This is a genomic window from Kitasatospora sp. YST-16, from assembly GCF_026802215.1.
Lineage (GTDB): Bacteria > Actinomycetota > Actinomycetes > Streptomycetales > Streptomycetaceae > Kitasatospora > Kitasatospora cineracea.
In genome coordinates this window covers 3,235,680-3,257,062 of the sequence record NZ_CP113837.1, presented here as the reverse complement: position 1 = coordinate 3,257,062, position 21,383 = coordinate 3,235,680, and the positions used below count along the sequence as shown (strand labels likewise).

The following is a 21,383-nucleotide window of genomic DNA, read 5'->3' as shown; positions in this document are numbered from 1 at the left end:
CCCGATATCTTCGGGGGTGTGTCCCTAGCCCTGTACCGCCGCTACCGCCCCGAGACCTTCGCGGAGGTCATCGGGCAGGAGCACGTGACCGTCCCGCTCCAGCAGGCCCTGCGCAACAACCGGGTCAACCACGCGTACCTGTTCAGCGGGCCGCGCGGGTGTGGAAAGACGACGAGCGCCCGCATCCTGGCCCGCTGCCTGAACTGCGAGCAGGGCCCGACCCCCGATCCGTGCGGGGAGTGCCAGTCCTGCCGTGACCTGGCGACGGGCGGTCCGGGCTCGATCGACGTGATCGAGATCGACGCCGCCTCGCACGGTGGTGTGGACGACGCGCGCGAGCTGCGCGAGCGGGCGTTCTTCGCGCCGGTGCACAGCCGGTACAAGATCTTCATCCTGGACGAGGCGCACATGGTGACCTCGGCCGGCTTCAACGCGCTGCTGAAGGTGGTGGAGGAGCCGCCGGAGCACCTGAAGTTCATCTTCGCCACCACGGAGCCGGAGAAGGTGATCGGGACGATCCGGTCCCGCACCCACCACTACCCGTTCCGGCTCGTGCCGCCGGGCACGCTGCGCGACTACCTGGCGCAGGTCTGCGGCCGGGAGGAGATCCAGGTCGAGGACTCGGTGTTCCCGCTGGTGGTGCGGGCCGGCGCGGGTTCGGTGCGTGATTCGATGTCGGTGATGGACCAGTTGCTGGCGGGCGCCGGCGAGGCCGGTGTGACGTACCAGATGGCGACGGCGCTGCTGGGGTACACCGACGCGGCGCTGCTGGACGAGGTGGTGGACGCGTTCGCGGCGCAGGACGGCGCGACGGTGTTCCAGGTGGTCGACCGGGTGGTCGAGGGCGGGCACGACCCGCGGCGGTTCGTGACGGACCTGCTGGAGCGGCTGAGGGACCTGGTGATCCTGGCCACCGTGCCGGACGCGGGGGAGAAGAGCCTGATCGACGCTCCGGCCGACCGGATCGCGGTGATGCAGGCGCAGGCCGACCGCTTCGGCCCGGCCGAGCTGAGCCGCGCCGCGGACCTGGTGAACACCGGCCTGACCGAGATGCGCGGAAACGCCGCGCCCAGGCTGCAGTTGGAGCTGATCTGCGCCCGGGTGATGCTGCCCGGCGCGTACGGCGACGAGCTCTCGGTGCAGGCCCGGCTGGACAAGCTGGAGCGCCGGGCCGCCACGGGCGGTTTCGCCGCCCCGGTGGCGTTCCAGCCGATGGCCGCCGCGCCCGAACCCCCGGTGCAGCAGGCCCCCGCGCCGGCCCCCGCCCCCGTTCCCGCCCCTGCGCCGGTGCAGACCCCGGCCCAGGCCCCGGCCCCGGTTCCAGCTTCGGCTCCGGCCGGTGCCACCCCGGGCGCCTGGCCGATCCCGCGCAGCTTCTCGGCCGGCGAGCAGCCGCCCGCCGAGCCGGCTGCGCCGGAGGCCCCCGCCGCCCCCGTCCAGCAGATCCAACAAGTCCAGCAAGTCCAACAAGTCCAACAGGCCCCCGCGCAGCCGCAGTCGCAGCCGCAGCCGCCCGTCGGTGCGCAGCCCTCGGTGGCGGCGCAGCAGGGCGCCGGGCAGATCCGGCAGATGTGGCCGCAGATCCTGGAGGCGGTGAAGAACCGCCGCCGGTTCACCTGGATCCTGCTGAGCCAGAACGGCCAGGTGGCCGGGTTCGACGGCAGCACGCTGCAGGTGTCGTTCGTCAACGCGGGCGCCCGGGACAGCTTCGTCGGCAGTCACAGCGACGAGGTGCTGAAGCAGGCGCTGTCGGACGCGCTGGGCGTGGACTGGCGGGTGGAGTGCATCGTCGACCCGTCCGGTGCGACGAACCCGCCGTCCGCCCAGTCCTCGGCCCCCCGGCGCCCGCGGCCGGCGGTTGGGGCGCTCCGGCGGCCCCGCGCCCGGCCCCGCAGGCACCGGCGCCGCAGTATCAGCAGCCGGCCCCGGCGGCCCAGCCGGCGCCTGCCCCCGCCGCCGCCCCGGTCCCGCCGCCCGCCCCTTCCCCGCAGCCGCCGCAACAACAGCAGCCGCAGCAGCAACAGCGGCCGCAGCCGGTGCAGGCCCCGCCCGCGGTGGCGCCGGAGGACGACGTCCCGGAGGAGGACGACCCGGACTTGAACGAGGACGTCTTCTCCGCCCAGGAGTTGATCGTCCGCGAGCTGGGCGCGACGGTGCTGGAGGAGATCCACCACCGTCCGAGCTGATCCCCGCCGCCCGTGCCCCCGCCCCCACCGCGGCGGGGGAGCGGGCGGAACTGACGTGGGGCCGACGGGCGGCCGCGTAGGCTCGGGGGCGAGGTGCCGGTGCGGGCGGTTTCGGCCGGGCGCGCGCCGGTGTGTGCAGTGTCGACGGATCGAGGAGAGTTCCGTGTTCCCTGGTGGGCAGCCGAACATGCAGCAGCTGTTGAAGCAGGCGCAGAAGATGCAGGAGGACCTCGCCCGGGCGCAGCAGGAGCTGGCCGAGGCGCGGGTGTCGGGTTCCGCGGGCGGTGGCCTGGTGGAGGCGACCACGACGGGCGCGGGCGAGCTGGTCGCGCTGACCATCTCCCCGGAGGCGGTCGACCCGGAGGACACCGAGACCCTGGCCGACCTGGTGGTGGCCGCGGTGCGCGACGCCGCCGCGGCGGCGCAGAAGCTGCAGGCCGAGCGGATGGGCCCGCTGACCCAGGGCCTGGGCGGCGGCGGTGGCATTCCCGGCCTGCCGTTCTGACCCCCAGGCCGAACCCCGCGCCGTGCGCCCGGCCCGGCCCGGCCCGCCCGGCCTGCCCGGCCCGCCCGTCCCGTCCCGTCCCGTTCGAGCGACCAGCACCGGAGCACCGGATGCACCGGGCACCCCGCACGCACCGGGCACCCCGCACGCGCCGGGCACGCCGCACGCGCCGGGCACGCCGGGCGCACGGCGCGGAACCCCGGGTAACGGGCGATGTGATTTATGGCCAGTAGGGCGTCGGGCGGTGTGTCCGGCGCCCGATTCGTTGGATGATGGCACCGGAGACGGCACCGGGGCGCGAGCCCCGGTCGAAGGAAGGCGTGGCGGTGTACGAGGGCGTGGTGCAGGACCTGATCGACGAGCTGGGCAGGCTGCCCGGAGTCGGTCCGAAGAGCGCCCAGCGGATCGCCTTCCACATCCTGCAGGCCGATCCGGTGGACGTGCGCCGGCTGGCGCACGCGCTGCAGCAGGTGAAGGAGAAGGTCCGGTTCTGCGCGGTCTGCGGCAACGTCGCGGAGGCCGAGCACTGCCGGGTCTGCCTGGACCCGCGCCGGGACCTCGCGGTGATCTGCGTGGTGGAGGAGCCCAAGGACGTGGTGGCGATCGAGCGGACCCGCGAGTTCCGCGGCCGCTACCACGTGCTGGGCGGGGCGATCAGCCCGATCGAGGGGGTCGGTCCGGACGACCTGCGGATCCGCGAGCTGATGACCCGGCTCGCGGACGGCACGGTCACCGAGCTGATCCTGGCCACCGACCCCAACCTGGAGGGGGAGGCGACCGCGACCTACCTGGCCCGGCTGTGCAAGCCGATGGGCCTCAAGGTCACCCGGCTGGCGAGCGGACTGCCCGTCGGCGGGGACTTGGAGTACGCCGACGAGGTCACCCTCGGCCGGGCGTTCGAAGGGAGACGACTGCTCGATGTCTGACCGAACCGACACCACTGACCTGACGGACGGACTGCCGGGCCCGCTGGGCCGCACCGAGGCCCCGGACGACTTCGCGGTGCAGATCGCGGACTCGGTGGAGAGCTTCGTGCTGGCCGTCACCGAGGTCGCCAAGGGCGACGAACCGGGCAGCGCGATCTCGCTGCTGCTGCTGGAGGTCTCCCAGCTGCTGCTGGCGGGCGGCCGGCTGGGCGCGATCGAGGACGTGCTGCCGGATGACCGCTTCGAGCCGGACGCCGGCCCGGAGCCGGACGGGGTGGAGCTGCGCGAGCGGCTCGCCGAGCTGCTGGCGCCGATCGACGTCTACCACGAGGTCTTCGACCCGTACGGGCCGCCGGAGAAGCCCAGCGCGTTCCGGATCTCGGACGACCTGGCGGGGGTGGTCAGCGAGCTGCGGCACGGGCTGACGCACTACCGCGAGGGCCGGGTCTCGGAGGCGCTGTGGTGGTGGCAGTTCTCGTACCTGTCCAACTGGGGTTCGACCTGCTCGGCGGTGCTGCGCGCGCTGCAGTCGCTGATCGCGCACGTGCGGCTGGACTCGCCGCTGGGCGCGGTGCCGGACGGCGCGGACACCGACGACGACGGGCTGACGGACGAGCAGCTGGAGCAGCAGGCGGGCGACCTGATGGCGGCCGAGCTCGGGCTGTAGACGTGCCCAGGGGCTCCGCGGAGCTGCCGGAGGGGTTCCCGCGCCGGGGTGTGACGCATCCGTCATCCGCGGCGCGGAGGCGAAGATTCCGGGTGGCGGGCGGGGCCCGGGCGGCGATTCTTCGGGACGGGCGGCCGGGGCCCGCAGACCTGCCGGTCGGCGGTGACCAGAGTGCGATATTCGCATCTCACCATGTGGAAAGCGTCGGCCGGAGAACCCCTGCTCGTTAGACTGGCCGCGACCTACCACCCCGAGTCGAGGAGCCCCCGTGGGCCTTGTCGTGCAGAAGTACGGCGGCTCATCCGTCGCGGATGCCGAAGGCATCAAGCGCGTCGCCCGCCGCATCGTGGACACCAGGAAGGCCGGCCACGAGGTCGTCGTCGTGGTCTCCGCGATGGGTGACACCACGGACGAGCTCATCGAGCTGGCGGAACAGGTGACCCCTATTCCGTCCGGCCGTGAGTTCGACATGCTGCTGACCGCCGGAGAGCGCATCTCGATGGCGCTGCTGGCGATGGCGATCCGGACGCTGGGCTTCGACGCCCAGTCGTTCACCGGCAGCCAGGCCGGCGTGATCACCGACTCGACCCACAACAAGGCGCGCATCATCGATGTCACGCCGGGCCGCATCCGGGCCGCCCTGGACGAGGGCAACATCGCCATCGTGGCGGGCTTCCAGGGCGTGTCGCAGGTCTCGAAGGACATCACCACGCTGGGCCGCGGCGGCTCGGACACCACCGCGGTGGCCCTGGCGGCCGCGCTGGGCGCCGAGGTCTGCGAGATCTACACCGACGTGGACGGCGTGTTCACCGCCGACCCGCGGGTGGTCAAGAAGGCCCGCAAGATCGACTGGATCGCCTTCGAGGACATGCTGGAGCTGGCCTCGTCCGGCTCGAAGGTGCTGCTCGACCGCTGCGTGGAGTACGCGCGGCGCTACAACATCCCGATTCACGTACGATCGTCGTTCTCCGGTCTGCCGGGGACGATCGTCAGCGGCACCAACCCGAACCAGAAGCCCGAAGGGGGCGAGATGGAGCAGGCCATCATCTCCGGAGTCGCCCACGACACGTCGGAGGCCAAGGTCACCGTCGTCGGCGTGCCCGACAAGCCGGGCGAGGCGGCCCGGATCTTCCGCGCGATCGCGGATGCCGAGGTCAACATCGACATGGTCGTGCAGAACGTGTCGGCCGCGGCCACCGGCCTGACCGACATCTCCTTCACGCTGCCCACCAACGAGGGCCAGAAGGCGATCGACGCGCTGAACCGGGTCAAGGAGGGCATCGGCTACGAGTCGCTGCGCTTCGACGACGCGATCGGCAAGATCTCGCTGGTCGGCGCCGGCATGCGCTCCAACCCGGGCGTCACCGCGACGTTCTTCGAGGCGCTCTCCGAGGCGGGCGTGAACATCGAGCTGATCTCCACCTCGGAGATCCGGATCTCGGTGGTCACCCGCGCCGAGGACGTGCCGGAGGCGGTCCGGGCCGTGCACACCGCGTTCGGCCTGGACAGCGACAGCGACGAGGCGGTCGTCTACGGCGGCACCGGCCGCTGAGGCGGCGCGGCCCGTCCGGGTCCGCCGGATACCCACACCGCAACGGTTGTGTGCGGGACGGGTGAAGCGGACCCGGCCCGTCCGCCGGGTCTGCCAGAATCCCCCTTCGGAGCCAGTGCGCTCGGGAGGGGGATTCCCCTTCTCGCAAGAATGCCCCCGGGCCGGGGCAACCAGGACAGGGGATCGTGTGTCCAACCATCGTGATGAACGTGACCGGGGCGGCGGTGGCGGTCGCCCTGCCCGGGGCGGCCCGGCGGGGCGGTAGTCGGATGGGCTTTGCTGCGGCGGCAGCGGACGCGACCGGGGCCAGCGTCGACCAGCTCACCGACACCTACCGGGCCCACTACCGATCCCTGTTGCGGCTGGCCGCGCTGCTGCTCGACGACCTCTCCTCCTGCGAGGACGTCGTGCAGGAGGCGTTCATCCGGGTGCACGCCGCCCGGCGCCGGGTCCGCGACCCCGAGAAGACGCTCGCCTACCTGCGGCAGACCGTGGTCAACCTGTCCCGGTCGACCCTGCGCCGCCGCCTGCTCGGCCTCCGACTGCTGCCCAAGCCCATGCCTGACATGGCCAGTGCAGAAGAGGGGGCTTACGATGCGCTGGAGCGCGACGAACTCAAGGCCGCGCTACGGGGGTTGCAACGCCGTCAGCGGGAGGTACTGGTGCTGCGCTACTACGCGGACCTGACGGAGGCTCAGGTCGCGGAGGTGCTCGGCATTTCCATCGGCTCGGTGAAGGCGTACGGATCGCGCGGGCTCGCCGCCCTGCGGGTGCGGATGGAGCACGCCGATGACTGAGGGCAGGCCCCCCCGCCCGGACGACGCGCTTACCGAGGACCGGCTCCGCGAACGGCTGCACCGCGCCGTCGCCACCGTCGAACCCGGGCCCGGCGCGCTGCCCCGGCTGCGCGCCGCCGTGCCGCGCCGCCGCGCCGTGCGCCGACGGGCCCTGGGCGGAGCCGTGGTGCTGGCCGCCGCCATCGCCGCGCTGCCCGTGGTGGACGTCACCCAGCCGTTCAGCCTCTCCGGCGACTCCACCGGCGGACAGGCCGCGCCCGGCCCCGGCAGCAGCCCCGCCAAGACGCCCGGCCCCCACCCCGGCCACCCGCACACCGCCGCCGCCCTGCCCACCGCCGGACCGACCGGCACCGGCCCCGAGACGCTCCCCAACCCGTCCGCCGACCCCGACCCCGCCGCCCCGTCCGCCGCCGTCCCGCCCTGCGCCCGCACCGACCTCGGCCGGGCCGACGTCCAGCAGGCCGCCGCCGACCCGGCCGACGGCAAGGTGTACGGCTGGTTCCGGCTGACCAACACCGGCCCCCGCCCCTGCCGGGTCCCCGGCCCCGGGGCGCTCGCGCTGGGCGGCGGGGCGGCCGGCGTCCGCCTGCTCGCGCACACCGCCGGCGACCCGGCCGGCTCGCTGTCCGACCCGGCGGCGCTGCCCGCCGCCGTCCTGCTCGACGCGGGCGGCTCGTACCTGGTGCGCTTCGCCTGGGTGCCGGCGGGCTGCGCCACCGCCTCCGGCACGCCCACCGGTCCGGCCGGGCCGCCGCCGGCCACCCCGGCGGCCAGCGGCGCCGCGGCGCCCGCCGGCACCGGCGCCGACCCCGCGGCCGCCGCCGGTCCGACCCCGGACCGACCCGGGTCGCGGCCGGGACCGACCCGTCCCCGACCGCCGCCCCGACCGGCGGCGCGACCGCCACCCCCCGCCGGCCGCCGCCTTCACGCTCGGCTACACCCCCGACCCGGCCGCCTCCGCGGACCCACCGGTCGGCACCACCCTGCCGGTCGGCTGCGGCGGCACGGTCTACTGGACCGGCCCGGAGCCCGCCCCCGCCCCGGCCCAGGGCGCCTCCCCGAGCGCCACCCCGTAGGCCCTGTCCGGCCGATCTTGCCGGGCGCGCGACGCCGGGCATCCCGCCTGGAAGCACCGGCCCAACACCCAAGTACATCCAGTACGAGGGCGTCGGGCCGGCACTCCCAGCCCAGGGGGCACCTCCCAGCCCCCCTCGGGGCTGGGGGAGCCCGACGCCGCGCGCTGATCCGACAAGACCGACCGGACCGGGCCTGGGCGGCGCTCAGGCCTGCCGGGTCGGCAGCACCACCAGCTGGCGCAGGTTCACGTGCCGGGGGCGGCTGGTCGCGTAGGCGACCAGGTCGGCGACGTCCGCGGCGGCCAGCGGGCCGATCGCGTCGAACATCGCGCCGAGCTGCCCGTCCGGGCCGAGCGCCGGGTTGTCGATGTGGCTGCCCAACTCGGTGTCGGTCAGGCCGGGTTCGATGTTGGTGACCCGCACGTCGCGCGGGCCGTACTCGCTGCGCAGCGCGGCCGACAGCTGGGTCAGCGCGGCCTTGGTGGCGCCGTACACCGCGTAGTTGGGGAAGACCACGTGCGCGCCGATCGAGGAGACGTCGACCAGGTCGGCGGTGCCGCCGGCCGCCGCGGCGGCGACCAGGTCGGGGCCGAAGGCGCGGATGATCCGCAGCGCGCCGGTCAGGTTGGTGTCGATCATGCGGGACCACTCGTCGATCCGGCCGTCGTCGACCGGGTTGGGCAGCATCACGCCGGCCGCGTTGACCAGCAGGTCGACCCGGCCGAAGGTCTCGTGGACCAGCTCGGCCGCCGCGTCCACCGCGGCCCGGTCGGTGACGTCGGCGGCCACCGCGAGCGCGTTCGGGCCGAGTTCGGCGGCCAGCGCGGCGAGCCGGTCGGCCCGGCGGGCCAGCAGCGCGACCCGGGCGCCGTCCGCGACCAGCTGCCGGGCGACCGCCTCGCCCATGCCGCTGGCGGCTCCGGTGACGACCGCGGTCCGACCGTTCAGTGCGGGGTAGCCCATGGGAATCGCTCTCCTCGTCCGTTCCTGCGTCCTGCTGACGGGACGAGTCTGGCCGCGGGCGGCGGCGCCACCCAGGGCCGTGGTTTTCCTGGGTCCGCGAGAACCACCTTCGCGGCGGCCGACGTATCGTCTGGGCATGAGCGAACTGGGGGAGTTCCTGCGGCAGCGCCGGGCCCGGATCCAGCCGTCCGACGTGGGCCTGCCGGAGCTGGGGCGCCGACGCCGGGTGCCGGGGCTGCGCCGCGAGGAGGTGGCGCAGCTGGCCGGGGTGAGCGTCGACTACTACGTGCGGCTCGAACAGGGCCGGGGCGACGGCGTCTCCGCGGAGGTGCTGGACGCGGTGGCCCGGGTGCTGCGGCTGGACGCCACCGAGCGCGGCCACCTGCACACCCTGGCCCGCCCGCCGCGCGGCACCCACCGGCGCACGCCCCGGCAGCTCCGGCCGGGGCTGCGGCTGGTGCTGGACGCGCTGGCGACCCCGGCGTTCGTGCTCGGCCGCTGCATGGACGTACTGGCCTGGAACGCCCCGGCGGACGCGGTGGTCGGGTTCTCCGCGCTGCCGCCGGGCGAGCGCAACATGGCCCGGCACGCCTTCCTCACCGAGGCCGGCGGCCGGCTGTACCCGGAGTTCGAGCGGGTCGCCGCCGAGACCGTCGCCCACCTGCGGCTGGACGCGGCCCGGCACCCCGACGACCCCGAGCTGGCCGCGCTGCTGGCCGAACTGGCCGCCGGGAGCCCGCTGTTCGCCGAGCTGTGGGCCCGGCACGGCGTCCGGGAGAAGGCGTCCGGGCGCAAGCTGCTGCTGCACCCGCGGGCCGGGGAGCTGGACTTCGGGTACGAGACGCTGGCCCCGCCCGGCGAGCCGGGGCTGCTGCTGGTCGTCTACACCGTCGAGCCGGGTTCGGTGACCGCCGGGCGGCTGGCGGGGCTCACCGCCGCCGCGGCGCGCTGAGCCGGGGAGCGGCGGGTCCGGGCTCAGATCCCGAGGGAGAGCGCGCGGGCCCCGGCCCGTTCCAGCAGCGCGTGCACCTCGGCCTGGCGGCGGCCCGGGCGGTCGTTCCACACGTCGGGGGAGGGCACCGGGCGGCCGGTGGCGTGCAGCACCTCCATCACCTGGGCGCGGGCCCGGCGCACCGTGTGCGCGGTGCCGTAGCCGTGCGCCAGGACGGCGGTCTGCGCGCCCAGCAGGCAGACCCGGCCCCGGGCGTCCCACAGCGCGCCCTGCGTCCAGCCCGCCTCGGCGAGGTAGCGGGAGGTCAGCCGCAGGTGCCCGGCGACGGTGACCTCGGCCGGGCGGGCCGGGCGGCGGGCCAGCCGGTCCAGCAGCGAGCGGCCGGGCAGCGGGTGGCCGTGGTTCCAGGGCTGCCGGACGCTGCCGTGCGGGGCGGCCGGTGGCGCGGGCGGGAGGACGGGCCCGGGGGCGGGCAGTCCGGCCAGGTACTGCTCGATCTCCTCGACCAGGCCCAGCTCCAGGGCGAGGTCGTGGGCGTCGAGCCGGTCGAACGGGGGCGCGGGGACGGTCACGGCGAGACTCCTCCGGTCGATATGTCCGTGTTTGTCACGGTACCGTTGATAGTCCGTCAGGAACCGCACCGCACCAGCTCCGTGTCCGAACCGATCCCGTCCGCCCCGCCGACCCGTTCCGATCACCCCCCGGCATCGGGTTGGATGAGTGCATGAACGAGCAGACGAACGTCGTTCCGGCGTGGGAGCAGCGGTTCCGGGCGGCGCGGGTCTCCCTGCCCGACTGGGCGGACGAGGCACCCGACCGGGCGCTGTACGTGTCCAACGCGACCGGCACCTACGAGGTGTACGCGTGGGACCGCTCCACCGACGAGCACCGCCGGGTCACCGACCGCCCCAACGGCACCACCGACGCCGAACTCGCCCCCGACGGCCAGTGGATCTGGTGGTTCGACGACACCGACGGCGACGAGTTCGGCGTCTGGCGCCGCCAGCCCTTCGCCGGCGGCCCCGACGAGGAGGCCGTCCCGGGCGTGCCCGCCGCCTACTCGGCGGGCCTGGCGCTCGGCCGCGACGGCACCGTGGTGGTCGGCACCTCCACCGACGACGAGGGCACCACCCTGTACCTGCGCCGCCCCGGCGCCGACGGGCCCGAGGTGGTCTACCGGCACGCCGAGTACGGCGGCGTCGGCGACCTCTCGCACGACAGCACCCTGCTGGCCGTCGACCACACCGAGCACGGCGACGCGATGCACTCGGCGATCCGGGTGCTGCGCCTGGCCGACGGCGCCACCGTCGCCGAACTCGACGAGGTCACCGGCCGCACCGAGCCGCGCGGCGTCGCCTGCCTGGGCTTCGCGCCCGCCCCCGGCGACACCCGGCTGCTGGTCGCCCACCAGCGCAGCGGCCGCTGGGAGCCGATGCTGTGGGACGTCGCGGCCGACACCGAGACCGAGCTGAAGCTCCGCGACGAACAGGGCCGCCCGTTCCCCGGCGACCTGTCCGCCCAGTGGCGCCCGGACGCCCGCTCGCTGCTGATCGAGCACGAGTACGAGGCCCGCTCCGAGCTGTTCTCCTACGACCTGGACACCGCCGAGCTGACCCGGCTGGACACCCCGCGCGGCACCGTCGCCGGGGCCACCGCCCGCCCCGACGGCACGGTGGAGTTCCTGTGGTCCTCGGCCGCCGAGCCGTCCGCGGTGCGCTCCACCTCCGGCGCGGTGGTGCTGCGCGCCCCCGGCGCCGTCCCGCCCGGCTCGGCGCCGGTCGAGGACGTCTGGGTGGACGGCCCCGGCGGCCGGGTGCACGCCCTGGTGCAGCGCCCGGCGGGCGACGGCCCGCACCCCACGGTGTTCGAGGTGCACGGCGGCCCGACCCACCACGACAGCGACTCCTTCGCGGCCGGGCCCGCCGCCTGGCTCGACCACGGCTTCGCCGTCGTCCGGGTCAACTACCGCGGCTCCACCGGCTACGGGCAGGCCTGGACCGACGCCCTCACCGAACGCGTCGGCCTGATCGAGCTGGAGGACATCGGCGCCGTCCGCGACTGGGCGGTGGCCTCCGGCCTGGCCGACCCGGACCGGCTGGTGCTCTCCGGCGGCTCCTGGGGCGGCTACCTCACCCTCCTCGGCCTCGGCACCCAGCCCGACCACTGGACGCTCGGCCTGGCCGCCGTCCCGGTCGCCGACTACCTCACCGCGTACGCCGACGAGATGGAGGCGCTCAAGTCGCTGGACCGGACGCTGTTCGGCGGCACGCCCGAGGAGGTCCCGGAACGCTGGCACGCCTCCTCCCCGCTCACCCACGTCGAGCGGGTCAAGGCCCCGGTGTACATCAGCGCCGGCGTCAACGACCCGCGCTGCCCGATCCGGCAGATCGACAACTACGTCCGCAGGCTGGAGGAGCTCGGCAAGGTCCACGAGGTGTACCGCTACGATGCCGGGCACGGTTCGCTGGTCGTCGACGAGCGGATCAAGCAGCTCCGGCTGGAGATCGACTTCGTCCGGCGCCACCTGGCGCCCGGCACCGTCCGGTGACCTGCGGGCCGATCGACGCCGACAAGGGGGACGACTGATGGGTGGACGCGCCGCGCTGGCCGTCGTCGCGGCCGGCGCCGTGCTGCTGACCGCGGCCGGCTGCTCCTCGGGCAGCGGGGACCACGGCTGCGTCCGGGCGGCCGGTGCCGTCGCCGCCGACACCGGCCTCACCCTCGCCGACGCGGTGTCGGCCGGGAACGGCGGCGGCAACGTCGTGCTGGCCAAGAGCGGCAGCAGCGGCGGCGGCCGCAGCTCGAAGGGCGGCTCCGGCAGCCGGGGTTCGAAGGGCTCCAAGAGCTCCGGCAGCAAGGGCTCCGGCTCCGGCGGCTCCGGCAGCAAGGGCTCGGGCTCCAGCGGCTCGGGCATCACGCACTACGGCGGAGGCGGCACCACGGTGGTGCACCACTACCACCACCGCACCGCGGGCTCCACCCGCACCGACGACTACGTCGACGACTGCGGCAACCCGTCGCCCGCGCCCGGCGTCGTGGGCGGCGACTTCCACGAGGGCTGCGCCACCCCCGGCGCGCTGCCCGCGGCGAGCCCGGCCACCGGCACGCCGGCACCGGCGCCGACCGGCACCGGGGCGAGCGCCGCGGCTCCGCCGGTGCCGTGCGGCAGCCCGAGCGCTTCCGCGCCGGGCGCCCTGCCGTCGAAGTCGCCCTCCCCGCTGCGGACGCCGTCCCCGTCGCCGTCGAAGTCCGGCTGAGCGGGCAACCGGCAGTGGGTCAGTCCAGGACCGGGTCCAGCCCGAGGGCCCGGTCCTGGGCGGCCTCCGCCTCGCGGCGCACCAGCCGGAACCACATGAACACCACGAACCCGGCGAAGACGAACCACTCCAGGGTGTAGCCCAGGTTCTGGAACGCCCGCAGGCTCAGCCCGTCCCCGCCCTCCGGCTGCACCGTGGGCACCGCCGTCAGCCCGGACGGGACGTCGTCGGCCGCGACCCAGCCGTCGTACACGGGGTACGGCAGCACGTTCACCAGCGTCGCCGGACTGATCGTGCCCAGCTGCCCGGCGGGCAGGCCGCCCGCCACCGCACCGCCGCTGCCGCTGTTCTCCGGGGCCTGCAGCCGGCCGGTCACGCTGACCTGCCCGGCCGGCACGTCCGGCGCCGCCCCGGGCTCGCCCGCCGCCCAGCCGCGCACCACGGCCACCGCCCGGCCGCCGTCGGTGAGCAGCGGCGTCAGCACGTAGTAGCCCTGCTTGCCGTCCACCGTCCGGCTCGGCACCAGCAGTTGGTGCGCGCCGTCGTACGCGCCGGTGACGCGCACCGTCCGGCCGACGGTGTCGGTGCCGACCTTCGCCGCGCCGTCCGGCAGCACCGCCGCCAGCGGCTGCGCGTCGGCCTGCGCGGACGCGGCCGCGGCCCGCCCGTTCTCCTGGTGGGTCGAGACCCGGGACTCGAAGCGGTCCAGCTGCCAGGTGCCCAGCATCAGGCAGACCACGATCGCCGCCACCGCGACGACCGTGCCGACGAGCCACCGCGGGCTGAGCAGGAACCGGTACACCCCACCACGGTAACCATTCCTGACATCCCCGATGAGCGCGGGTCGCCGGCTCCCCGCCGCCGACCCCGTTCCCCGATCTCTCCATTTCGGGATACTGTCCCTGATGTGAGAAACGACGACCTCCCGGGCGAGGAGGACCACCGCCTGGCCGCCCGCCTCGCCGCCCTGCGCGCCGACCGCGGCTGGTCACTGGACGAACTCGCCCGCCGCAGCGGCATCAGCCGCTCCACGCTGTCCCGGCTGGAACGCGCCGAACTCAGCCCGACGGCCGCCCAGCTCGGCCGGCTCTGCTCCGCCCACGGCCGCACCGTCTCCCGGCTGCTGGCCGAGGTCGAGGCCGAACCGCCCGGCCTGCTGCGCGCCGCCGACCAGCCGCGCTGGCACGACCCGGCCACCGGCTTCGCCCGCCGCTCCGTCTCGCCCCCGCACCCCGGGCTGCGCGCCGAACTGGTCGAGGGCACCCTCCCGCCCGGCGCGGCCATCCGCTACGACGCCCCGCCCGTCCCCGGCCTGGAACAGCACCTGTGGGTGCTCGACGGCGAACTGCACCTGGAACTCGACGGCACCGTGCACCACCTCGCCGCGGGCGACTGCCTCCGCTACCGCCTGCACGGCACCTCCGGCTTCCACTGCCCCGGCCCCCACCCCGCCCGCTACCTGATCGCCCTGGTGCTGCCATGACCCCGCCCCCGCTGCTGCTCACCCCCGAGGGCCTGGACGCCCGCCGCGACACCCTCGCCGACCTGCTGCTGGACGCGGTCGCCGACGGCGCCTCGGTCGGCTTCCTGGCCGGCACCACCCACGCCGAGGCCGCCGCCTGGTGGGACACCCTCCGCCCCTCCGTCGCCGACGGCACCCGCCTGCTCTGGACCGCCGAGGACCCCGCCGGCCGAGCCCTGGGCACCGTCTCCCTGCTCCGCGAACAGAAGCCGAACGGCCGCCACCGCGCCGAGATCGCCAAACTCCTGGTCCACCGCACCGCCCGCGGCGCGGGCCTCGGCCGCCACCTGCTGACCCACGCCGAACAGGCCGCCCGCACCGCCGGCGCCACCCTCCTCCTGCTCGACACCCAGACCGGCAGCCCCGCCGAACGCCTCTACCGCACCGCCCACTGGACCCCCTTCGGCACCGTCCCCGCCCACGCCGCCACCCCGGACGGCACCCTCGCCGACACCACCTACTACTACAAACACCTCGCCTGACCCCCTGGCCGGCCCGGGCCACCTCCCCGCCCGCCCCGGCTCTTCCCGCTGCCCGACGGCCCCCGCCCCGGATCCCCTGACTCCCTTGCCCGCAGGGCCTCCTCACCCCACCCCGGCCCTTCCCCACCGCCCCACCCGATGGCAGAAAAAGTGGGGTCCGTGTCCTTGCTGCCACCACCCCCGCCCGCCAGGCTGGGAGCATGTCGACCCGCAGTGTGCTGATGGTCCTGTTCGACGGGGTGCAGAGCCTCGACGTCAGCGGCCCGCTGGAGGTGTTCCACGCGGGCGGCTACGCCGTCACCACCGCCTCGCCGGGCGGCCGCCCGGTGCGCACCAGCAGCGGTCTCACCCTGCTGCCCGACACCGATCTCGACCTGGCCGCCCCCGCGCACACCCTGCTGGTGCCGGGCGGTGCCGGTACCCGGGAAGTGGTCGATCCCGGGCTGCTGGTCCGGATCGCCGCCCTCGCGGCCGAGGCCCGGCGGGTCGTCTCGGTCTGCACCGGCACCTTCCTGCTGGCCGCGGCCGGCCTGCTGGCGGGCCGCCGGGTCACCACGCACTGGCGGCACTGCGCGACGCTGGCCGCCCAGTACCCCGAGCTGACCGTCGACCCGGAGCCGATCTACGTCCGGGACGGGCGGTTCCTGTCCTCGGCGGGCGTCACCGCCGGCATCGACCTGGCACTGCACCTGGTCGAGGAGGACCTCGGCCGGGACGCCGCGCTGGCGATCGCCCGCGAGCTGGTGGTGTTCCTGCGCCGTCCGGGCGGCCAGGCCCAGTTCTCCGCGCAGCTGTCGGCGCAGCTCGCCGAGCGGGACCCGGTGCGCGAGGTGCAGCGCTGGATCACCGAGCACCCCGAGGACGACCTGTCGGTGGAGTCGCTGGCCCGCCGCGCCGCGCTGTCGCCGCGCCAGTTCGCCCGGGTCTTCACCGCGGACGTCGGCGTCACCCCGGGCCGCTACGTGGCCGGGGCCCGACTGGAGGCGGCCCGCCGCCGGCTGGAGGACACCCGGGACGGCGTCGAGCAGATCGCCCGGGCCTGCGGCTACGGCTCGGCCGAGGCGATGCGCCGGGCCTTCGCCCGCACCCTGGCCACCACCCCGGCCGACTACCGCCGCCGCACCCGCTGAGGCCCGCCGCCGCGGACCGCGCTCACCGCCGCGTCCGAGCCGCGCTCACCGCCGCGACCGGCCCGCGTTCATCATCGCGTCCGGCCCGCGGTCACCACTGCGACCAGGGCATGGTCCAGCCGCTGAGGCCGTTGGAGGGGTCGAGCGGCTCCTGCTTGACGGAGTTCCGGACGATCACCACGTCGCCGATCTTCGAAGCGGCGTAGACCTTTCCGGCGGTCGAGTCCTCGTCGCCCTGCGGGGTGTCGACCATGCCGATGCAGCCGTGGCTGATGTTCGCCCGCCCGACCGACCCGGCGGCCTGCGGGTTGCCGTGCAGGTAGGTGCCGGAGGAGGTCAGGCGCATCGCGTGCGGTTCCATCGCCTCGTAGCCGGGGCCCTTGAGGTTGGTCTGGCCCTCGGAGGTCATCTTCTCCATCCGGCTCTTGGCCGAGATGGTCATGGTGCCGTTCCAGGAGGGGTTGTCGTTGGTGCCCGCGACGATCGGGATGGTCTGGTCGGGCTTGCCGTCCTCCTTGACCACCATCTGGTGGGTGCGGGCGTCGACCTCGCTGATCCGGGAGCGGGCGATGGTGAAGTGCTCGTCGCGCTGGGTCGCGCCGTACACGCCGGGCGCCAGTTCCACGCTCTTGGTGCGCAGGTGGACCTGCACGGTGGTGCCGGGCTTCCAGTACTCGGCGGGGCGCAGGTCGAGCCGGGTGTCGTTCTCGAACCAGTGCCCCTTGACCTGGGTGCCGTCCGAGGCTTCGACGACGACGGCCCGCTCGGCCGCCTCCTTGTTTTTGACCTTCACGCCGAAGTCCACCGAGATGATCATGCCGACGCCGAAGCTGTCGCCGGTCACCACGTTGTCCTCGACCTTGGCGGTCCGCTTGGGGACGAGGGTGGTGAAGGTGCTGGTGGCGGTGGTGGCCACGCCGTCGGCGTCGGCGGCCTTGGCGTTCACCCGGTAGGTCGCGCCGACCGCGAGGCCGCCCGTGACCGGGACCCAGCTGAGGCTGTCGGCGGCGATGGCGCCCTCGACCGGCCTGCCGTCCTGGTCGGTGACGGTCACCTCGGTCAGCTTGCCGGTCGCCACCGAGACCTTGACCGCGCCCGGGGCCACGTCCTGCGCGCCGTCCCCGGGCTCGATCGACAGCACGGCCGCGGACGCCTTGGGCGCCGCCGGGCTGCTCTCCCCGCCCCGGGCCGGCCCCCGGCGCCCGCGCCGCCCCCGGTGCCGCCGCCCCCGCACGCGGCCAGCAGCAGCACCCCGCCCAGTACCCCGCCCACCATCGAAATCCGTCGCACGACGGCCCCCTCCGTTCGATCTTTCCGGAAGAGGTACACGCACGAAGGGGCGGCCGGGTTTCGGCCCCGGGCCCGGAGAAGTGTCACGATTCCGCACGGCCGCGGCGCGGTGTCCGGACGGGGTCAGCCCGCCCCGCCCGGGCGCTGGAACTCCGGCTGGTCCAGCAGCCGCAGCCAGCTGCCGTCGGGCTGCTGCCGCACCACCTGGGCGCGGGCCCCGGCGCCGTCCTTCGGCGGGGTGGCGGTCAGCGCGATGCCGTCCGCGGCCAGCGTGGGCAGCGGCGGTTCGGGCGTGAACTGCGGCCGGTGGGCCAGTACTTGCTCCCACAGCTGCTGGATCGCGGCCCGGCCGACCGTGAACTGCCCCGGCGGGTAGGCCATCACGGCGTGCTCCTCGTACAGCGCGGCGACCCCGGCGGCGTCGCCCGCGTTGGAGCGCTCCACGAACAGCCGGGTCAGGTCCTCGGGCCGCATCGCCTTCTCGTACTCGCCCATCATCGGCTCCTTCGCTCGTCGTCCTGCCCTGTGCCCTCCACCCTCCTCCCGCCCCGGCCAGAAGTCCAACAGCTGGTTGTGCTCCCTACTAGAATCAGTACTCATGGAACTGAGGCAGCTGGAGTACTTCGTCGCGGTCGCCGAGGAGCGCAACTTCACCCGGGCCGCCGAGCGGGTGCACATCAGCCAGTCCGGGGTGAGCGCCCAGGTCCGGCAGCTGGAACGGGAGTTGGGCGCCGAACTGTTCGACCGCTCGGCCCGCGCCGTGACCCTCACCGTCGCCGGGAAGGCCGCCCTGGAGCACGCCCGGCAGGCCCTGGCCGCCGCCCGCGCGGTCGAGCAGGCGGTCGGCGAGGTCACCGGCCTGGTCCGCGGCAGCCTGCGGCTGGGCATGGTCGCGGGCTGCACCCTCACCCCGCTCTTCGACGGCCTGGCCGCCTTCCACCGGGCCCACCCGGGCGTCGAACTCGCCCTGCTGGAGGACGACTCCGATCACCTCACCGAGGCCGTCCGCACCGGCGCCCTCGACCTCGCCCTGATCGGCCGCCCCGCCCCCGCCCCCGAGGGCCTGGACGCGCACGTGGTGGTCGGCGAGCCGCTGGTCGCCGCCGTCCCGCCCGGCCACCCGCTGCTGGACGTCCCCGCCCCCGCCCTCGCCGACCTGCTCGCCCACCCGCTGATCTGCATGCCCCGCGGCACCGGCCTGCGCGCCGTCCTGGACCGCGACTGCGCCGCCCGCGGCCTCACCCCGCGCATCGCCCTGGAGGCCGGCGCCGCCGCCGCGATCGCCGACCTGGCCGCCCGCGGCCTCGGCGTGGCCGTGCTCAGCCGCTCGATGGCCGCGGCCTTCCCGGCCCTCACCCCCGTCCCGGTCGCCGACCTGACCACCCCGGCCCTGCTCGCCCTGGTCAACCGCCCGTCCCCGCCCCCGGCCCTGGCCGCCCTGCTCTCCGCCCTGCGCCGGGCCTTCCACCTCCCGGCACCCCCGGCATGACGAAGGGCCGCCACCGGGCGGCCCTTCCCCGTTCCCCGATGCCTAGTTCACGAACGCCAGCTCGTGCGGCGTCCCGTTGAACCGCAGCCCGCCGTCCTCGGTGACGGTCACGATGTCCTCGATCCGGACGCCGAACCTCCCCGGCAGGTAGATCCCCGGCTCGATCGAGAAGCACATCCCGGGCACCAGCGGCTGGGTCTCGCCCTCGACCATGTACGGCGGCTCGTGCGTGGTGAGCCCGATGCCGTGGCCGACCCGGTGGATGAAGTACTCGCCGTACCCGCCGTCGGTGATCACCTTGCGGGCCACCCGGTCGATGTCCTGGCAGGTCACCCCGGGCGCGACGGCGTCGAACGCGGCCTGCTGGGCGCGCCGCACCAGGTCGTGCACGGCCAGCACCTCCTCCGGCGGCTCGGTGCCGACGAACACGGTCCGGGTGGTGTCGGAGCCGTAGCCGTCCTTCAGCCCGCCGAAGTCCAGCACCACGGTGTCGCCCTGCCGGATCAGCCGGTCCCCGGCCTCGTGGTGCGGGTTCGCCCCGTTCGGCCCCGAGCCGACCACGGTGAAGTCGACCTGGCTGTGCCCGTGCTTGATCAGCAGCGCGGCCAGGTCGGCGGCCACCTGGTTCTCGGTCCGCCCGACGAAGGGCATCCCCAGGATCTCCCCGTACGCCAGGTCCGCCGCCGCCCCGGCCGCGGCCAGCCGCTCCAGCTCGTCGTGGTCCTTCACCGCCCGCAGCATCGGCAGCACCGCCGTCAGCGCCGCGTACGAGCTGCCCGGCAGCGCCTGCTGCAGCCCGAGCAGGTGCATCGCCCAGGCGTTGTCGGAGATCCCGTACCGGCCGCCGCCGTCCAGGTTCGGCGCGAGCGCCGCGTACGGGTCGCTGCCGTCCGTCCAGTCGGCCATCCGGACGGCCTCCGCGCCCGGCGCCTGTTCGGCGTCCGGGCGCTCCAACTTCGGCACCAGCAGCACCGGTTCGGCCCCCGCCGCGATCACCAGGGCGGTCAGCCGCTCGGTCGTCGCGGTGGGCTGGTAGCCCGTCAGGTAGGCCAGGTCGGGGCCGGGGGTGACGACCAGTCCGGCCAGGCCGGCGTCCGCGGCGGCGGTCGCGGCGCGGGCCATCCGGGCCTGGAAGTCGGCGGTGGTGAACGGCGCGGGCATGGGCTCCCTCTCGAATCAGCGGCGGTCGGCGGCGGTCAGTGCCGGTCAGTGGCGGTCAGCGGCCGTCAGCGGTGGTGGGCGGCCGCGTAGTGGCGCAGGAACAGCGCCTCCACGGTGGCCATGTGCTCGATCTCGGACGGGTCCACGCTCTCGTTGGGCGCGTGGATCAGGCAGCGCGGCTCCTCCACGCCCATCAGGATGATCTCCGACTCCGGGTACTGCGCCGCCAGCACGTTGCACAGCGGGATCGACCCGCCCTGCCCGAGGAAGGACAGCGGCTTCCCGTAGACCTCCTGCGCGGCCGCGTCCAGCGCCGCGTACGCCGGGCCGTCGGTGGCGGCCCGGAACGGCGAGCCCTTCGACTCCGGCTCCACCGTGACCCGCGCGCCCCACGGCGCCGCGGCCACCAGGTGCGCGGTCAGCGCGTCCTGCGCGGTGCCCGGGTCCATGCCGGGCGGCACCCGCAGGCTGACCCGGGCCCGGGCGGTGCCGGGGATCGCCGCCGCCGAGCCGACCACCGGCGCGCAGTCGATGCCCAGCACCGTCACCGCCGGGCGCGCCCACAGCCGGTCCGCGACCGTCCCCGACCCGGTCAGGCCGACGCCCTCCAGCACGCCCGCGTCCACCCGGAACTGCTGCTCGTCGTACCCGACGCCCTCCCAGGTGCCCTCGTTGTCCAGCCCGTCGATCCGGGTCCCGCCCTCGGCGTCGCGCAGCGAGTCGAGGATCCGGACCAGCGCGGCCAGCGCGTCCGGGGCGGGGCCGCCGAACATCCCGGAGTGCATGTCCGACTCCAGCGTCCGCACCGTCACCACGACGTTCGCCAGGCCGCGCAGCGAGGTGGTCGCGGTCGGCACCCCGACCGCCGCGTTGCCGGTGTCGCAGACCAGCAGCACGTCCGCGTGCAGGTCCTCGGGGTGCTGCGGGACGTACGCCTCCAGGCCGCCGGTGCCCTGCTCCTCCGAGCCCTCCGCGACCAGCTTGATCCCCACCGGCAGGTCGTCGCCGAGCGCCCGCAGCGCGGTGAGGTGCATGACGATGTTGCCCTTGCAGTCCGCGGCGCCGCGCCCGTACCAGCGCCCGTCCCGCTCGGTCAGCTCGAACGGGGGCGTGGTCCAGGCGGCGTCGTCCAGCGGCGGCTGCACGTCGTAGTGGCAGTACAGCAGCACGGTCGGCGCGCCGGGCGGCGGCGGGCGGTGCCCGAGGACGGCGTGGCTGCCGTCCGGGGTCTCGGCCAGCCGGACGTCCCGCAGGCCCGCGCCGGTGAACGCGGCAGCCACCCACTCGGCGGCCTGCCGGCACTTCTCCGGCGGCTGCTGCCGCGGGTCGGCGACCGAGGGGATGGCGACCAGCTCGGCCAGGTCCCGCTCGGCCTGCGGCATCAACGCCGCGACGCGGGCGGCGAGTTCGGTGTCTGTGCTCATGGGC

The 21,383-nt window shown here is 75.1% G+C and carries 19 protein-coding genes and 1 pseudogene; 13 read left to right on the top strand and 7 right to left on the bottom strand.

Annotated elements, in window-relative coordinates; all coding sequences use genetic code 11:
- The first annotated feature begins 18 nt into the window (after positions 1–18).
- From OU787_RS14815 to OU787_RS14790, 6 genes and pseudogenes are all read left to right on the top strand, one after another.
- Positions 19–2,186: pseudogene (locus tag OU787_RS14815) on the top strand (DNA polymerase III subunit gamma and tau).
- A 187-nt stretch (positions 2,187–2,373) separates the two neighbouring features.
- Positions 2,374–2,691: a YbaB/EbfC family nucleoid-associated protein gene (locus tag OU787_RS14810; protein ID WP_030463237.1), complete on the top strand. Its 318-nt coding sequence runs from the start codon at positions 2,374–2,376 to the stop codon at positions 2,689–2,691.
- 326 nt (positions 2,692–3,017) lie between these two features.
- Positions 3,018–3,617 (top strand): recombination mediator RecR, encoded by a 600-nt coding sequence (recR, locus tag OU787_RS14805; RefSeq protein ID WP_030463236.1) that lies wholly within the window; start codon positions 3,018–3,020, stop codon positions 3,615–3,617.
- A complete protein-coding gene (locus OU787_RS14800; RefSeq protein ID WP_030463235.1) occupies positions 3,610–4,284 on the top strand; it encodes a DUF5063 domain-containing protein in 675 nt (224 codons plus the stop codon). Before recR ends, OU787_RS14800 begins: the two co-directional genes overlap by 8 nt.
- 268 nt (positions 4,285–4,552) lie before the next feature.
- Positions 4,553–5,836 carry an aspartate kinase gene (locus OU787_RS14795; protein WP_030463234.1) on the top strand — a complete coding sequence of 428 codons (1,284 nt, stop codon included), beginning with the start codon at positions 4,553–4,555 and terminating at the stop codon, positions 5,834–5,836.
- 269 nt (positions 5,837–6,105) lie between these two features.
- Complete coding sequence (locus tag OU787_RS14790) at positions 6,106–6,633, top strand: SigE family RNA polymerase sigma factor (RefSeq protein WP_081967245.1); 528 nt, start codon at positions 6,106–6,108, stop codon at positions 6,631–6,633.
- A 1,280-nt stretch (positions 6,634–7,913) separates the two neighbouring features.
- On the opposite strand, the gene OU787_RS14785 is transcribed toward OU787_RS14790, so the two are convergent.
- Positions 7,914–8,672, bottom strand: coding sequence for an SDR family oxidoreductase (locus tag OU787_RS14785; protein ID WP_268659601.1), 759 nt, complete (start codon positions 8,670–8,672; stop codon positions 7,914–7,916).
- Between the two features lie 136 nt (positions 8,673–8,808).
- Between OU787_RS14785 and OU787_RS14780 the strand changes: the two genes are divergently transcribed.
- Positions 8,809–9,624, top strand: a complete 816-nt coding sequence (locus tag OU787_RS14780) for a helix-turn-helix transcriptional regulator (protein WP_268659600.1) — start codon at positions 8,809–8,811, stop codon at positions 9,622–9,624.
- Between the two features lie 23 nt (positions 9,625–9,647).
- Here OU787_RS14780 and OU787_RS14775 read toward each other — a convergent pair whose 3' ends face one another.
- A complete protein-coding gene (locus OU787_RS14775) occupies positions 9,648–10,196 on the bottom strand; it encodes a DUF6197 family protein (protein ID WP_268659599.1) in 549 nt (182 codons plus the stop codon).
- Between the two features lie 152 nt (positions 10,197–10,348).
- On the opposite strand from OU787_RS14775, the gene OU787_RS14770 reads away from it, so the two are divergent.
- Together OU787_RS14770 and OU787_RS14765 are read left to right on the top strand one after the other, a co-directional pair.
- Positions 10,349–12,172, top strand: a complete 1,824-nt coding sequence (locus OU787_RS14770) for a S9 family peptidase (RefSeq protein ID WP_268659598.1) — start codon at positions 10,349–10,351, stop codon at positions 12,170–12,172.
- Between the two features lie 37 nt (positions 12,173–12,209).
- Positions 12,210–12,881, top strand: a complete 672-nt coding sequence (locus OU787_RS14765) for a hypothetical protein (RefSeq protein ID WP_268659597.1) — start codon at positions 12,210–12,212, stop codon at positions 12,879–12,881.
- Between the two features lie 19 nt (positions 12,882–12,900).
- Here OU787_RS14765 and OU787_RS14760 read toward each other — a convergent pair whose 3' ends face one another.
- The gene (locus OU787_RS14760) at positions 12,901–13,683 is read right to left on the bottom strand and encodes an SURF1 family protein (protein ID WP_268659596.1); all 783 of its coding nucleotides are present in this window, start codon (positions 13,681–13,683) and stop codon (positions 12,901–12,903) included.
- A gap of 105 nt (positions 13,684–13,788) precedes the next feature.
- Between OU787_RS14760 and OU787_RS14755 the strand changes: the two genes are divergently transcribed.
- The 3 genes from OU787_RS14755 to OU787_RS14745 all read left to right on the top strand — a co-directional run bounded on the left by OU787_RS14755 (position 13,789) and on the right by OU787_RS14745 (position 16,015).
- Entirely contained in the window at positions 13,789–14,364 is a 576-nt protein-coding gene (locus OU787_RS14755) for a helix-turn-helix domain-containing protein (RefSeq protein ID WP_030463225.1), read from the top strand.
- On the top strand, positions 14,361–14,885 hold the full coding sequence (locus tag OU787_RS14750) for a GNAT family N-acetyltransferase (RefSeq protein ID WP_268659595.1): 525 nt from the start codon (positions 14,361–14,363) through the stop codon (positions 14,883–14,885). Before OU787_RS14755 ends, OU787_RS14750 begins: the two co-directional genes overlap by 4 nt.
- A gap of 200 nt (positions 14,886–15,085) precedes the next feature.
- The gene (locus tag OU787_RS14745; protein WP_268659594.1) at positions 15,086–16,015 is read left to right on the top strand and encodes a GlxA family transcriptional regulator; all 930 of its coding nucleotides are present in this window, start codon (positions 15,086–15,088) and stop codon (positions 16,013–16,015) included.
- A 91-nt stretch (positions 16,016–16,106) separates the two neighbouring features.
- On the opposite strand, the gene OU787_RS14740 is transcribed toward OU787_RS14745, so the two are convergent.
- Together OU787_RS14740 and OU787_RS14735 are read right to left on the bottom strand one after the other, a co-directional pair.
- Positions 16,107–17,156, bottom strand: a complete 1,050-nt coding sequence (locus tag OU787_RS14740; RefSeq protein WP_268659593.1) for a L,D-transpeptidase — start codon at positions 17,154–17,156, stop codon at positions 16,107–16,109.
- Positions 17,157–17,428: 272 nt separating this feature from the next.
- On the bottom strand, positions 17,429–17,800 hold the full coding sequence (locus tag OU787_RS14735) for a YybH family protein (RefSeq protein ID WP_030463221.1): 372 nt from the start codon (positions 17,798–17,800) through the stop codon (positions 17,429–17,431).
- A gap of 103 nt (positions 17,801–17,903) precedes the next feature.
- Between OU787_RS14735 and OU787_RS14730 the strand changes: the two genes are divergently transcribed.
- Positions 17,904–18,794: a LysR family transcriptional regulator gene (locus tag OU787_RS14730; RefSeq protein WP_268659592.1), complete on the top strand. Its 891-nt coding sequence runs from the start codon at positions 17,904–17,906 to the stop codon at positions 18,792–18,794.
- A 42-nt stretch (positions 18,795–18,836) separates the two neighbouring features.
- Here OU787_RS14730 and OU787_RS14725 read toward each other — a convergent pair whose 3' ends face one another.
- Together OU787_RS14725 and OU787_RS14720 are read right to left on the bottom strand one after the other, a co-directional pair.
- On the bottom strand, positions 18,837–19,955 hold the full coding sequence (locus OU787_RS14725; protein WP_268659591.1) for an aminopeptidase P family protein: 1,119 nt from the start codon (positions 19,953–19,955) through the stop codon (positions 18,837–18,839).
- A gap of 65 nt (positions 19,956–20,020) precedes the next feature.
- On the bottom strand, positions 20,021–21,379 hold the full coding sequence (locus OU787_RS14720) for a dipeptidase (protein ID WP_268659590.1): 1,359 nt from the start codon (positions 21,377–21,379) through the stop codon (positions 20,021–20,023).
- Positions 21,380–21,383: the final 4 nt, after the last annotated feature.